10 protein-coding genes and 2 pseudogenes are annotated in these 14,064 nt (G+C 51.4%); 11 read left to right on the top strand and 1 reads right to left on the bottom strand.

Features of this window, described 5'->3' with window-relative positions:
• Nucleotides 1–13 precede the first annotated feature (13 nt).
• The 4 genes and pseudogenes from MHH78_RS28565 to MHH78_RS28550 all read left to right on the top strand — a co-directional run.
• Nucleotides 14–886, top strand: coding sequence for a carbohydrate ABC transporter permease (locus tag MHH78_RS28565; RefSeq protein ID WP_340755744.1), 873 nt, complete (start codon nucleotides 14–16; stop codon nucleotides 884–886).
• 79 nt (nucleotides 887–965) lie between these two features.
• Complete coding sequence (locus tag MHH78_RS28560; protein WP_341170396.1) at nucleotides 966–1,868, top strand: sugar phosphate isomerase/epimerase family protein; 903 nt, start codon at nucleotides 966–968, stop codon at nucleotides 1,866–1,868.
• A gap of 69 nt (nucleotides 1,869–1,937) precedes the next feature.
• Nucleotides 1,938–3,716, top strand: coding sequence for a hypothetical protein (locus MHH78_RS28555; RefSeq protein WP_341169639.1), 1,779 nt, complete (start codon nucleotides 1,938–1,940; stop codon nucleotides 3,714–3,716).
• Nucleotides 3,717–3,921: 205 nt separating this feature from the next.
• Nucleotides 3,922–4,116: pseudogene (locus tag MHH78_RS28550) on the top strand (IS5/IS1182 family transposase); the annotation flags it as partial.
• Nucleotides 4,117–4,137: 21 nt separating this feature from the next.
• On the opposite strand, the gene MHH78_RS28545 reads toward MHH78_RS28550, so the two are convergent.
• Complete coding sequence (locus MHH78_RS28545; protein ID WP_341168437.1) at nucleotides 4,138–5,268, bottom strand: IS4 family transposase; 1,131 nt, start codon at nucleotides 5,266–5,268, stop codon at nucleotides 4,138–4,140.
• Between the two features lie 94 nt (nucleotides 5,269–5,362).
• Between MHH78_RS28545 and MHH78_RS28540 the strand changes: the two are divergent.
• The 7 genes and pseudogenes from MHH78_RS28540 to MHH78_RS28510 all read left to right on the top strand — a co-directional run.
• A pseudogene (locus tag MHH78_RS28540) lies at nucleotides 5,363–6,628 on the top strand (IS1182 family transposase); the annotation flags it as partial.
• A gap of 405 nt (nucleotides 6,629–7,033) precedes the next feature.
• The gene (locus MHH78_RS28535) at nucleotides 7,034–8,416 is read left to right on the top strand and encodes a radical SAM/SPASM domain-containing protein (RefSeq protein ID WP_341169638.1); all 1,383 of its coding nucleotides are present in this window, start codon (nucleotides 7,034–7,036) and stop codon (nucleotides 8,414–8,416) included.
• A gap of 69 nt (nucleotides 8,417–8,485) precedes the next feature.
• Nucleotides 8,486–8,620 carry a hypothetical protein gene (locus MHH78_RS28530; RefSeq protein WP_339223142.1) on the top strand — a complete coding sequence of 45 codons (135 nt, stop codon included), beginning with the start codon at nucleotides 8,486–8,488 and terminating at the stop codon, nucleotides 8,618–8,620.
• A 77-nt stretch (nucleotides 8,621–8,697) separates the two neighbouring features.
• Entirely contained in the window at nucleotides 8,698–10,068 is a 1,371-nt protein-coding gene (locus MHH78_RS28525; RefSeq protein WP_341169637.1) for a radical SAM/SPASM domain-containing protein, read from the top strand.
• Between the two features lie 27 nt (nucleotides 10,069–10,095).
• The gene (locus MHH78_RS28520; RefSeq protein ID WP_341169636.1) at nucleotides 10,096–12,048 is read left to right on the top strand and encodes a B12-binding domain-containing radical SAM protein; all 1,953 of its coding nucleotides are present in this window, start codon (nucleotides 10,096–10,098) and stop codon (nucleotides 12,046–12,048) included.
• Between the two features lie 41 nt (nucleotides 12,049–12,089).
• Nucleotides 12,090–13,337: an MFS transporter gene (locus MHH78_RS28515; RefSeq protein WP_341170395.1), complete on the top strand. Its 1,248-nt coding sequence runs from the start codon at nucleotides 12,090–12,092 to the stop codon at nucleotides 13,335–13,337.
• Between the two features lie 302 nt (nucleotides 13,338–13,639).
• Complete coding sequence (locus MHH78_RS28510) at nucleotides 13,640–14,026, top strand: hypothetical protein (RefSeq protein WP_341169635.1); 387 nt, start codon at nucleotides 13,640–13,642, stop codon at nucleotides 14,024–14,026.
• The last annotated feature ends 38 nt before the right edge of the window (nucleotides 14,027–14,064 follow it).

Here is a 14,064-nt window from a genome sequence, read left to right as displayed (position 1 = left end):
GAGGCGGAGTACGATGAGTGAACGTACCTCTAACCGGATATTCGATATCGTTAACGTTACCTTTATTGCGCTGTTCGTGCTGTTCTGCCTGGCTCCGTTTATACACGTTATTGCGGTGTCCCTCAGCTCCACGCGGGCCATTACTTCCGGGGAAGTTACGATTTTCCCGATTGAGCTGAACTGGAAGGCGTATGTGCAGGTCTTCACCGACAATGCGATGATCCGCTCGCTGATCTTCACCATTATTTTGACGATTGCGACTACGGTATTATGTATGCTTTTCACCGTTGCAGCTGCTTACCCGCTGACCAAAAGCAAGCTGAAGGGCCGTACGATGTTCATGTACCTGATCATCATCACCATGTTCTTCAGCGGCGGTATTATTCCTGAATACCTGCTGATCCGTGATCTGCATATGATCGATTCCGTGTGGTCGCTGATTCTGCCCGGTCTGGTCAGCCCGTTCAACCTGATTATCCTGATCTCCTTCTTCCGCAGCATTCCGCCGAGTCTGGAAGAATCGGCCGAGATTGACGGCAGCTCGCATTTCCGCACCCTGCTCAAAATCGTTCTGCCGTTATCTATGCCGGTTATGGCTACACTTGCGCTCTTCTATGCGGTAGGACGCTGGAACGGATTCCAGGATTCCCTGATGTATATCAATAATCCCGATCTGTATCCGCTTCAGCTGAAGCTCTTCCAGATGGTTCAGAACAATATGATCACTGAGCTGACGAACCTGGAGGGGGCGGCCCGCACCAAGCTGCCGCCGGAGAGCCTCAAGGCCGCCACTGTCGTCTTCGCCACGGTGCCGATTCTGGTCGTCTATCCTTGGCTGCAGAAATATTTCGTCAGTGGTGTTATGCTGGGAGCTGTGAAGGGCTGATTGATATTACTTAGGCGTTGCGAGAGGAGAGACGGTCGTGGAGGATAAGGGAGAATTCTCCTTCTCCACCTGCTGGAATATGAGACGTCATTCTACAGGTGATGGATTACTTAATGAGATCCGGGAGCTGGGGTTCCGTAGGGTGGAGCTGAATTATAATGTGACGGAGGAAATGCTGGTTACCATCGAGCCGATGATTGAACGCGGGGAGATCGGTATATCGAGCGTTCATAATACGTTCCCCCATGTCCCGGACCCTGACTACGGCACGGATTCGGTCCTGCTGGGCTTCGAGGACAAGGAGAAACGGAAGCGGGCGATAGACCTGCTGGTCCGCTCGGCAGAGTACGCTCAGCGTTACGGCGGCGAAGCCGTGGTAGTGCATCCGGGCGAGGTACCGTTCCCGTATGATATCTCCGGGGAGCTGGAGCAGATCTACGAGGGACAGGGCAGGGATTCGGCAGCTTACCGCAGCAAATGGGCGGAGCTGATGGAGCGGCGTGAAGCGTACAGTGCAGGCTATGTGCAGACCATTATTGAGAGTCTGGACGAGGTGTGTAACCGTGCGGTGTCCAAGGGGCTGAATATCCGCTTCGGCATCGAGACCCGCTCCAAGCCGCAGCAGATTCCGACACTGGCGGAAGCGAAGACGATCATCCATGCCTTAAAGGGAGCGCCTGTCGGCATCTGGTACGACACGGGTCACGCTATTCTGATGGACCGTCTGGGCCTGTATGACAGTATAGGGGAAATGGAAGGGCTGATGGATAATATCGTCGGTGTCCATATTCATGAGACGATCGGCCTTGCCGACCACTGGTGCCCTTATGTGAACAGCGGAGATCCGGATTTCTACGATGCCTATCTGCCGATGATTGAACGGGCGCAGGTCAAGGTGTATGAACTTAAGGCGGCCTGCCGCCCGGAAGAGATACATGAGAGCCACCGTCTGCTTACAGCCAAGCTGGCGCGCAGGGGATAGGCCGCAGGCGGATGGGCATCAGAGGAATCAGAGAAATTAGCCAGAGAGCTTCCCGCAAGGAGGAACCTAATGTATAAGCAATTGGTAGAGAGTAATGACAGAGCAGTAGAGCAGGGAATTCCCCGGCAGGTGCTGGATCAGAGCAACCTGTATTATGGAGGGACCCTTGATCCCCATACAGGGATTGCCTGGGTGAATCACACCACGGGTACCCCGACGGATATGTGTTACTGGGGTGCGGCGCTGGTGAACCCGGATTCGAAGTATTACCGGGATGAGGAGCTGCTGGAGCGGCTGAAGCTGGCGACGGAGTTCGTGCTGCGCTTCCAGCATCAGGACGGCTCTATCTCCCCGGGCTGGACGAATTATCATTCGCCGCCGGATACGGCCTTCGTTGTGGTCGGCTACGCGCAGTTATATCAGCTGCTGGCGAAGCAGGAGTGGCCGCCGCTTCAGTCGGTGCTGGACAACATGCTCCTGTTCCTGGAGCAGTCCCTCCCCGTAATGCTTACGGGCGGGGTCCATACGCCGAATCACCGCTGGGTGATGTGCGCGGCGCTTGGGTTTCTCTATGAGCTGTTCGGCAGAGAAGAGGCCCGGCAGCGGGCGGATGAATGGCTGGCGGAAGGAATGGATATTACACCGGACGGGGAATGGACCGAGCGGAGCAACGGCATCTACAGCGCCGTAAGTGATATTATGCTGATTCATGCCGCCCGGCTGCTGGATAAGCCGGAGCTGCTGGAACCGGTGCGCCGGAACCTGCACATGATGGTCTACCTTGTTCACCCGTCCGGCGAAGTCGTGACCGATTATTCCGGGCGGCAGGATCTGGGGGTGCTCCATGATCTGTCTCCTTATTATCTGCCGTATGCGATCCTTGCCCGTTCGGACAAGGACGCCGTGCTGGCGGGTATGGCAGAATGGGCTGGACGCTCCTTGTCCAATCCGGGCGTCTGCTCGGTGAACGCCCTCGTACGTATGCTGCTGGAGCCGGAGCTGCAGCAGCCGCCGGAGGTTACAGCAGAGCTGCCTGTGCAGTATGAGCAAATCCTGAACGGTGATTTCCTGCGGGAGCGCTATCTGCAAAGAATGGAGTCGGCGGGTCACCAGGGACGGATCTACCACAGCCGGCTGCATACCGACTTCGGGGCGCCTGTGGCCCGGCTCAGAGACGGGGCGACCAGTGTGACGCTGATCACGGAGACGCCTTCGTTCTTCGCGATGCGTCACGGTGCTGTAAGGCTGCTGGCCGTGCAGCTGAATACCAGCTTCTATCCCGGATTCGTACCGATGCAGGAGATGACCCGGCTGCCGGAGGGCTATTCTCTGAAGGGCGTGCAGAAGAAGGGCTACTACGGCCCGGTAGAGGGTGCGCTTCTCCCGCCGGAAGCGGGTACGGCTGTCAGTCCGTGGTATCTTTTGCCGCATCAGAGCCGTCCGCTGACCCATGAACAGACGCTGTCTGTGGAGACAGAGGTACACCGTACGGAGACGGGCTGGACGATCCGGCTGCACTGCGCGGAGCCTGCCCAGGTTCTGGCCCAGTTGTCCTTCAAATTCGGCTGGGAGGGGAACTTCGCTTCAGGTGAGCTGGAGCCAGCGGATCAGAACAACTTCACCCTGGGAGAACTGCAGTCCGTGGACGAGGATCACTTCCTGTGGAGCGGCGGGCAGATTCGTTATACTTCTGGCGGAGACTGGATCGACCTGACGGGTGGAGAGATGGCCCATCTCGGCAGAACAGCCCCGGAACCCGGAGCGCCAAAGAGCTTCAAAACCGTACAGGTCAACCTGGTAACCCCGTTTGACAAGACATTTACGCTAACTCTCTCTCCTGCTCAGTAGAGAAGGCAGAAGTAGTAGCGTGTGGGCGATGGAATGTTCACTCGGATACCAGATCTGATAAAAACACTTATGTGCTCGCAAGACACCAGCATCTTCGGAGAGGCCACTGAAAAAGTCCATAAAGAACTGAAAGAGACATTCGACACAAAGAATGTCTCTTTTTTTCGATACAATTAAAGAATTAAATCAAAGGCTGGTGGTCTTCATGCTTCCTAAGCAGCAAAGTTTTATCTTGAGCCCGTATATCGAACTTTACAATATACTCATTCCAAAAGATAACTTGTTGCGGCGCATGGACGAGTTGGTGGACTTCAGCTTTGTTTATGAGGAACTAAACGAAAGGTATTGCCAAGATAATGGACGAACCGCGGTAGACCCGGTCCGAATGTTTAAATATCTACAGGCATGTTGATTACCCATATTATGGGATGACAAAAACACCTAAATGTTCTTTACGCCTGAGCTGATTAAGCTGAACCTGCCACTCCAGCGGAAGATTAAATATACGCCAGTACTGCATAAATTCCCAAAGAGTCAGCTTAGCAAAGACCGGTACCTTCGGATGAATTTCATCAAAAATGTATTTTAGAAGCACATATGCGGTAAGGGCCACAAACAATTGGCTATACACTGCATTTTCGGTGTTTCCAAACAGACAAGGGACATTCAAATGCTGTTTCACCCAGCGGAAAAAGACTTCAATCTCCCAGCGTGCTTTGTAAATTTCAGCAATCACGTGAGCGGACTCTTTTCTCAAATCAGTGACGACCCGTACGACTTCGCCCCGGTCATTTTCAAATTCAACGACGCGGTGGCGCTGGGCGGATTGGTGTTTCCCTTGACCGATATAACAGGTAATATCGCGTACAATTTTGGTGTCTCCCTCTGCCGGTCGCTGACGTTTTCGCGGCAACACCAAGTGGAGATTGTCTTTCAAACGAATCACAAAGGACTGACCTTGCTGCACATATTGATCCAATCGACCGATTTTTCCATATGCCCGATCCTGGACTAGAAGGTAGTCCTTATCGGCCAAGACTTCTCCAAATGGAGCGTCATTGCGCCGGGCAATCGATTCGACCACCTTCACGGGTGAATGCTGTCCATGCGAGAAGGCCACATGCAGCTTGATACCTCCTCTGAATTTTTTATACGGAGCCCAAGACATACGGGAGTTTGCCGCCGTAACCGTCGTAGAGTCAATAAGCAGAAGATCTTTAGGCAGATTCAGGTGCCTCCGGGTTTGCCGGTTACATTTCTGGACGAGCATTTGAAACAAACGCTTGAAGATATCGTAAGGCACTTCACCGGCTTTGCCCGAAAGAGTGGAGTAATGAACCTTGGGCAAATCGTAGTTCGAGCCCACCCGAGCACTTTGACGAAAGCCATCCCATTGGTGGTAGCAGGCTTGGATAAAGTAGTCGAACAACACACCGACAGTCATTTTGGTTCCTGTATCCTCGTAGTTCTCGGTTTGCCCAGTCACCATTTCGACTTCTTCCGGGGTTAATACTTGTTTGAACACGGCCAGGAATGGGGTATTATTATTCATGAGGTCGCCTCATTTCGGTTTGGTTTGGTCGTACTTACCATTACCCGAAATGGCGGCCTTTCTTGTCCCTTTTTTTGGGAAATCAACACGCTTAAAATATCTACTGCTTAAATCCATTTATGACTTGTCTGACGGCGATCTTGTGGAACGCACCAAAACCGATTTGTCGTTCAAGTTTTTTCTACATATGGCGCCAGAGGAAGAGGTTATTGATTCTAGTTTACTGAGCAAATTTCGTAAGTTGCGGCTGAAAGATATGAAGTTGCTCGATATACTCATTGGTAAAACGGTGGAGATTGCCATTCAGCAAGGAATCATTCGCAGCAAATCCATTATTGTCGATGCTACCCACACCAAAGCCCGCTATACCCAAAAAAGTCCGCAAGAGTTGCTGCGAGAACGTTCCAAAAAGGTACGAAAAGCAATCTATGCCTTAGATGAATCTATGAAAAGTTCCTTTCCAGTGAAGCCCGTTACGAATGTACTGGAAGATGAAATCGGGTACTGCCAAGATCTCATTGAGGTCATTGAAAAGGACGGACGTTTTACCGGACTCCCCAAGGTCAAAGAACCCTTCAATCTATTGAAAGAAACCGTCGCTGACGATGTTGAACAGTTGCAGACTTCTACTGATCCAGATGCCAAAGTAGGCCACAAAAGCGCAGATTCCTCATTTTTCGGGTACAAGACCCATATCGCGATGAGTGAAGAGCGAATCATTACGGCAGCGACCATTACCACGGGAGAACGAAACGACGGGAAGGAATTGCAAACTCTTATTGAAAAGAGCAAAGCTGCGGGCATGAGCGTAGAGACAGTCATTGGAGACAAGGCCTATTCAGAAAAAGACAATATTGCTTACAGTACGGAGCAGGGCATTGAACTTGTGGCCAAATTACATCCACAGATTACGCAAGGAAACCGAAGAAAAGAAGACGAATTCGATTTTAATAAAGATGCGGGTATGTATGTCTGCAGAGCCGGGCATCTGGCCATTCGAAGAGCACGGCAAGGCAAAAAGGGACAGGGCAAAAACCAAAAGGATACCTATTTTTATGATATTGAAAAGTGTAAGCGATGTCCTTTAAAGGAAGGGTGCTACACAGAAGGCGCTCGGAGTAAGACCTACTCGGTAAGTATAAAGAGCAACGAACATGCCAAGCAAGCTGTGTTTCAGGAAAGTGAACCCTTTAAGGTCAAAGCGAAAGAGCGCTACAAAATAGAAGCCAAGAATAGCGAACTCAAACACAGACACGGGTACGATGTTGCATCTTCCACGGGTTTAGTTGGCATGGAGATTCAAGGAGCCATGGCGATATTCACTGTTAATTTAAAACGAATATTGAAACTCATGGAGTAACCAAAGTTGAAGAAATAGGTAAGAAAAAGACGACGTCCATTCGGAGAAACCGAATAACGTCGTCTTTTAAATACGTTTTTTTACTTTTTCTAAGAAAGGCTAGTTTTTCAGTGGCCTCTCTTCGGAGGCTGGTGTCTTTGGCGTGAGGATACGGTTGGCACAATGAGGTGCATTTGTGCACCTGATTTCGGAGAAAGTCGGCGGCAGGTGCGGACTGGAGTGGTTAACCGCTTCTATCTACTTATTGCAAGAGTAATTGGGAATTTCTATTTCCCTGTTTTTTTATCATTTAATAGATTTTTTCCTATTTTATGACTTTTATCATAGTTGTCCATCAGGAAAAGTTTTACATTATTTACAAGTTAGTAAATGCAACTCTATCAGTCCTAAGGAGGATGAGGGCGTATGAGATTGTCTAAGTATAACTACAAACACAGATTAAGCGATGATGTTCTGCTGATCATGAATACATTAACCGGCGCTGTAGACTTGGTTGAGCCTAAGGTAGCCCGTGTTCTTTTTAATAGAAGCTCTGATACGTCTGCATTAAACGATCTGGATCCGGAAACGCGTACCCTGCTTAAGAGCAGAGGGTATCTCACGGATATGAAGGAAGAACAATATGTCCGCGAATCACTTGAAACCTACTACCGCTCTCATCCGGCCTTACAATTCACAATCTGCCCCACCTACAAATGCAACCTCGCCTGCCCTTATTGCTTCCAATCGGACATTCACCAGGACTCGCCGACGCTTGACCTTGCACAGATTAATGAGATATTTCAGGCGATGGATCAGATGGTACATCTGAAGCCTGAGGCGGCCGTCCAGTTTGAGCTTTTCGGGGGCGAGCCCTTCCTGGCCCGTAATCAATCTCAGGTGGAGTATATTTTACAGCAGGCTATTGAGCGGAGTTGGCCTATTCTCTCCATTACGAACGGTACCGAACTCGGTGCGTATTTCCCTTTTCTGAAGAAGCATTCGGCGCATTTCCGCCATATGCAAATCACACTGGACGGTCCGAAGGAGATCCACGACCGGCTGCGTAAATACAGGAACAACAGCGGCAGCTATGATCTTATCTGCTCGAACATTACTTTTCTCCTGGAGCATCATATACCCGTAACCGTCCGAATCAACACAGGCCGGGAGAATGTCCGGCATTTGCCGGAGATGTTCGCCGGGTTCGAGCGGCTTCAGTGGACAAGCTCACCTGATTTCTCCTGCCAGATTGCCCCGATCAATGATAATTTCAATACGGGGAAGGTTGCCGGCTTCCAGCCTGAATCTGATCTTCTGAAGCAGCTTCATGTACTCTTCCCGGATTGGGAAGCCAACCGGCGCAGGTATAAGGTCAGCCTGGGGTATTTCATGGAGAAGAAGCTGCGGATACTCCGCAAAGCTATGTTTGACACTGACGATGACCACTATTACTTCGATCTGTCCGGCTGCAGTGCTTCAAAGCGTCATAATCTCGTATTTGGTGCAGACGGGCGGCTGTATCCTTGTGTTGAAACCGTCGGATTCCCGGATTATTCGATTGGAAGCTACCTTCAAGGGCTGCATTTGGATGAAGAGAAGTGGCAGAGATGGCACCGGGATATCGTGGTGAATGACAAATGCAGTCACTGTAATCTTGCACCTCTCTGTGGGGGCGGCTGCGTACTGAAAGGAAGCAGAGACGGGGAATTAAGGGATTTCGAATCGAACTGCAGCGATACAAGGCAATATCTGAAGACCTATCTCGATCTTCACCGGGACCGTCTGCTCGAAAGCTATTGCCAGTGAGCTCCATTACCCTGATGTCAAGGTATTCACCTTGCCATAAATATTCTTAGAGGAGAGGAGGTAATGTACATGAAATCACTGACGAAGAATAAGGATCTCTGGACGAATCTCTCAGCCAAAGACCTTGAAGAAATTACGGTTCCAATGGCATGTTGCCAGAAAGCATCCATTCAAATCAACAATCCTGCCAAAAAAGCCATCTAACAGCATCCTTATATTTGGGAAATAGCGGGAAGCGCATCCTTATGCCTTCCCGCTGTTCATACCAGGGGGGATAGACATTGTATATTTCAGAATATATTCTAACGTATCGCTTAAGAAACGGCCGTCATCTTATCTTCAATTCCCTGTCAGGCGCAATGGATATTGTGGAAGAGCATATCAGCCAGTTCCTCCAGAAACAACAGCCTGTTGCCTATACTCTCACCGCTGAAGAAGAACAGTTTCTGGCCGGCAGAGGTTATCTGTACAGGGAGCGTGAAGAGGAGCAAGCTCTGATCCGCCGGTACCAAGAATACCAGGATCAACATGGCTCAGGTGACATTTCCTTTGTGTTCTGCCCTTCCATGACCTGTAATTTGAAATGTGTCTACTGCTTTGAGCCTCAAGAGATCCGCTCCAGCCATGAACGGATGACTGAAGATCAGGTGCAGGCTGCCTTCCTGGCCATGGATCAAATCATGCAGCAGCAGCAGTCCACCCGGCATCATTTTGTTATTTTTGGCGGAGAACCGCTCCTGCCCCTGAACCGCTCCATCGTCGGGCTTATTCTTGAGCAGGCCCAAGCAAGGGGAATCACAGGAACGGTCATATCAAATGGGGTGTTCCTGTCACATTATCAGGAATTGCTAGAGCCTTACAAGGACATGCTCAGAATCCAGTTAACCATAGACGGCCCCCAGGCGGTTCATGACCGGCGGCGGATCACCCGGGCTAATGAGGGAACCTTTATGAAAATAACCGCTCAGATTGACTCCTTCCTGGAGCATGATTTCGACATCGCTATTCGTGTCAATCTGGATGGTGAGAATATAGAGCATCTGAATGAACTTCTGGATTTCTTCCAGGAACGGCAATGGAATGCTTACCCTAACTTCTCGGTTTCACTGTCTCCCGTTGAGAATTATGCAGGGAATTCCGCCCCGGGCCTGCTGCCCAGCTATCAGCTCACGGAATTTATCAAAGCGCATGTGCCAAACGATAAACTACAAAGGCTGAATGCCGCGTTAAACAGTGATCTAACCAGACTCTCCTTGCCATTTGAGAACGTGCTGGGAACAGGTCTCGCGAAAGATAGCTATTTCCCTAACTGTTACTTTTGCGAGGCGGCCGGAGGAAAAACATTCACCTTCTCGCCGGACCACCAGGTCTACCCTTGCACCAGTATTATAGGGGATCAAAAATGGAGTCTCGGAACGTATTATCCGCAGCTTGAGCTGGATGAACAGAAGCTGGCGCTCTGGAAGGAACGTCATGTCTTGAATCAGCCGGAGTGTAAAGGATGCAATATCGCTTTTCTATGCTCCGGGAATTGTCCGGTTCAAGCCGGCCGCACCACCGGTTCGATCTTAGGCGCCTACTGCGGAAATGTGAAGCGTGACCTTGACAGCCATCTGGAGCTGCTGAATGATTCATTCACCGCCTTAAGTTAAATCTTCTCTTACGTGAGGTGTTGGGAAATGATCCAATTGATATGTCCGCCCTATAATGCAGCTGTGGATACCGTTGATCCCCCGCTTAACCTGCTTGTGCTCGGCGCTGCACTTCTTGAAGCGGGGTACGGGGTGTGTCTCACCGATCTGGCATTACTCTATTCAGGCACCAGCCATTTCGATGCAGCAGCCCTTGCCGGTATTGCCCGGTTAATCATCGGCAAGCCATCCAGAGTGCTCGGATTCACGGCGATGTGCGGCAACTATTCGATCGCGCTGAGAATTGCGGAGGAATGCAAACGGCTGGACCCGGACAGAATCATTATTCTTGGCGGCCCCCATGCGAGCTTCGTAGCGGCTGAAACCTTAACCCATTTCCCGGCGATAGACTATATCGTTGCCGGAGAAGGCGAGCTGACGCTGCCGGAGCTGATTGCGGCCCTGGAGTCGGGCCATCCGCTCTCAGAGGTAGAAGGAATCTGCTTCCGTGAAGAGGGGACCATCCGCACCAATCCGCCGCGGCCGATTCTAAGGAATCTCGATGATACGCCTTTCCCCGCCTTTCATCTAATAGAGGATATTGAAGCCTATTTTACCACTCCGGAGAGCCGTTTCTTTCCGGTTGAGGCGGGGCGCGGCTGTCCCTTTAACTGCAGCTTTTGCAGTACCTCCACCTTCTTTTCACGAAAATACAGAACCAAAAGTCCTGCCCGGATCATCGCCGAGATGAGATACGTCAGGGATCGTTGGGGAATCACCCATTTCAGCTTAACGCATGATAATTTCACGGTTAATCAGAAGTTTGTCAGACAGTTCTGCCGGGAGCTGCTGGATTGCAGCGAGCCCTTCACCTGGAGCTGCTCCTCCCGGACGGACCACGTCAATATAGAACTGTTTGAGGTGATGATGCAGGCTGGATGTAATGGCGTCTTCTTCGGGATTGAGAGCGGCAGCCAGCCCATCCAGCAGGTCATTGGCAAAAAGCTCGATCTGAACCAGGCTTATGAGCTGCTCCGCGAGCTTCACCGGCTGGGTCTGTCATGTACGGCTTCATTTATTACCGGATTTCCCGAAGAGACAACCGAAGACCTTAATCAGACGCTGGATATGATTGTCCGGCTGCTCTCCATAGGAATAGCGGATGTCCAGCTGCATCAACTGTCCCTTTTTCCCGGAACCCAATTGTTTGACGCAGCGAAGGGCAGCCTGGTGCTGGACGAGCAGTTCTGGAGCACGAACGATATGAACAGTGATTTCCAGCTATCCGGCATTGAAAAGAACTGGATTGCCAGCTACCCGCAAATTTTCAGCAACTATTACTCCTTGCAGTCTGTGGATACACACACTCTGCACAGGATCAGAAAGCTCTACTACCCGCTGGCCCGTTCGTTCTTCCGCACCTTGTATTATCTCAATCATCTGGCGGCTGTTCCATACACCCGTACAATCGAATATGTCTCTGCCAGGCTGGATATGCATGAGGCAATGCCGCCGGAAGCGGAGCTGGCCCTCATTCTTGATGAGCTGGTGCAGGGTCTTGTGCCGGAAACCGGGCGGGTCCTTAAGGACTTCCTGTCTTATGAGCGTGCGGTGATGGAACTGATGCAGCAGGATACAGCATCGCAGGACACAGCTATGAAGCCTGTCAAAGTGATGCAGCCGCACTATTCCATCCCTGCGCTGAAGCTGCACAGTCCCCTTCCTGCACAGCTTGAGCTTGCGGAAGGGCATGAAGATTGGATTCTGCTGGTGCTGGAGAGCGCACCGGCTCTTGAAGGGCGCAGGCGCTACGTCCGGGTGATGAGCATGGACCCTTTAAGCATTGCTATTATTCAACAGATGGAGGACGGGAGCGACTTCAGGACGGTTGTACACAACCTGGCGTTAGAGAATCCTTTTGCTGCCAGCGAACAGGATCGGCAGGAATGGATCAGCCGGGTGTACGACCATTTCTATACGCATGAATTGCTGACTTCCTAGGGTGACAATACCGAAAGAGAGGGGGCCTTGCCTTGTGGAGTATGCTGAAGAACGGAGTGTTCCGCCGGTTATGGTGCACGCAGACCTTATCCTCTGTAGGAGATGAGATCAGGAACTGGGCCATCCTGTTCTGGGTATTTGCGGAAGCGGATCAAGCTGTCTTTTACCGGACGGCTCTTTTGTTTGCCCAGATGCTCCCGGTCTTTATCATGGCTCCTCTTGCCGGAACATGGGTTGACCGCAGGAAACCAAAGAAGGTGCTGCAGGCGACACTGGTGATCCGGGCTGCGATGTCTTTTGTACTGGCCGGATTAATCTGGATGGAGCAGGTGCCGCTTTTGCTGGTCATGCTGGCCTTCACGTGTACGGTTCAGCAATTTTTTCAGCCTGCCATCAGTAAATTAACGGTCACAGCCGTGGACAACGAGGATTACGGTACCGCCAGCTCCTCTGTAAAGACGGTTGATACGCTGATCAGTCTTGCCGGGCCTGCAATCGGAGCCTTTGTCTACCAATGGTGGGGGGCGTCAACTTCTTTAATTGTGGACGGCTTTTGTTTCATCGCAGGCAGCCTGTTCATTCTGAGTCTTAAGGTGAGCCCGGCCCCCCTGGCAGCACCCTCCGATTCCGGTCCGGCAACCTCATTTTGGGTGGATGTCCTGGAAGGCTTCCGGTATATCTTCGCTTCTGCGCTCACCAAACGCTTATTTATCATGTTGGCGGTAATGGGGGCATGCACAGGGGCGATTAATCTGTTAAACATCTATTTCGTGGTGAAAGAGCTGCATTTAGACCAGAATTACTTAGCCTGGGCAAGCAGCGCCGGGGGCATCGGTATGTTCGCGGGGGCGCTCGGTCTGAACCTGCTTGGGGCAAAATTCAAAAATTATGTGCGAATCAACATTTGGGGAGCAGCGGTCATGACTCTGGGGCTGTTGCTGCTCACGCTCTCTTTCGGCTCTTGGTCCATGCTGCTCAGCCGTGTCATTATCGGGATTGGCATATCCCTGCTGAGCATTACGCTGTCGACTCTGTTAATGACCTATGTTCCTGAGAACCTGCTCGGACGCGTCGGTTCCGTGTTTGAAGGCGGTCCGCTGGCGACCAATATGCTGTCTTATCTATTCTTCGGATGGTTGTATGTGTACACTGGAGCCAGATTGATCTTCGGCATCTCCACTATGCTGTTCTTCATGGCGTTTCTGCTGGCCCTTAGCCTCCAGTCTGTACTCTCCCCGGCCCGGAGAGTCCGTGCCGAACAGCAGGAGTTCATCAGCCCGTCCCAGTAACAGCCTAACCCGGGATGCATCGGCGGGATGAGCGAATGAGGGGCATTAGTGCACCTGATTTCGGAGAATGTTGGCGGAATGAGCGAATGAAGGGCATAAGTGCTCCTGATTTCGTGGAAAAGTAGGCGGAATGAAGGGCACTAGTGCACCTGATTTCGGGAGAAGTAGGCGATATGAGCGAATGAGGGGCATTAGTGCACCTGATTTCGGGAGAAGTAGGCGGAATGAGCGAATGAGGTGAAAACTATCGCTACATGAGATGAGCCCCCAGGCTGCTGAACTACAGCAGCCTGGGGGCTCTAATGTCAATTGTATCAGTCTCCACCGCCACCGCCGCCGCCAGAATCTCCACCGCCGGAATCCCCGCCGCCACCGAAATCGCTGCCTCCATGGCTGCCGTGACCTCCGCTGTCCCAGCCTCCGTGGCTGCCGTGATGATGATCAGGGGTATGATTCCCGTGATGGTGGCCCTGATGATGGCTGGGGCCGCTGTGCCCGTCCGTGCCCGGATGAATTTTGTGGTGGCTGTCTTCGCTGTAGCTGCCCGCATCGGCTCCCGTACCTGCGATGAAATAATGATCTCCCGCGTGAGAGCGGGTTCTATTGCCGTAATTTTTGTACCGGGCATTCCGATTGCTTCGATTAATAGCCATCACCGCAACGAATATAACTGCTACTACGAATATTAAGCTTCCAACCATGCAGAACCTCTCCTTTAACCAAATGT

The organism is Paenibacillus sp. FSL H3-0333 (genome assembly GCF_038002805.1).
Taxonomy (GTDB): Bacteria; Bacillota; Bacilli; order Paenibacillales; family Paenibacillaceae; genus Paenibacillus_AQ; species Paenibacillus_AQ silagei.
The sequence above is the reverse complement of the archived record's forward strand: the minus strand, read 5'-3'. Positions and strand labels throughout refer to the sequence as shown.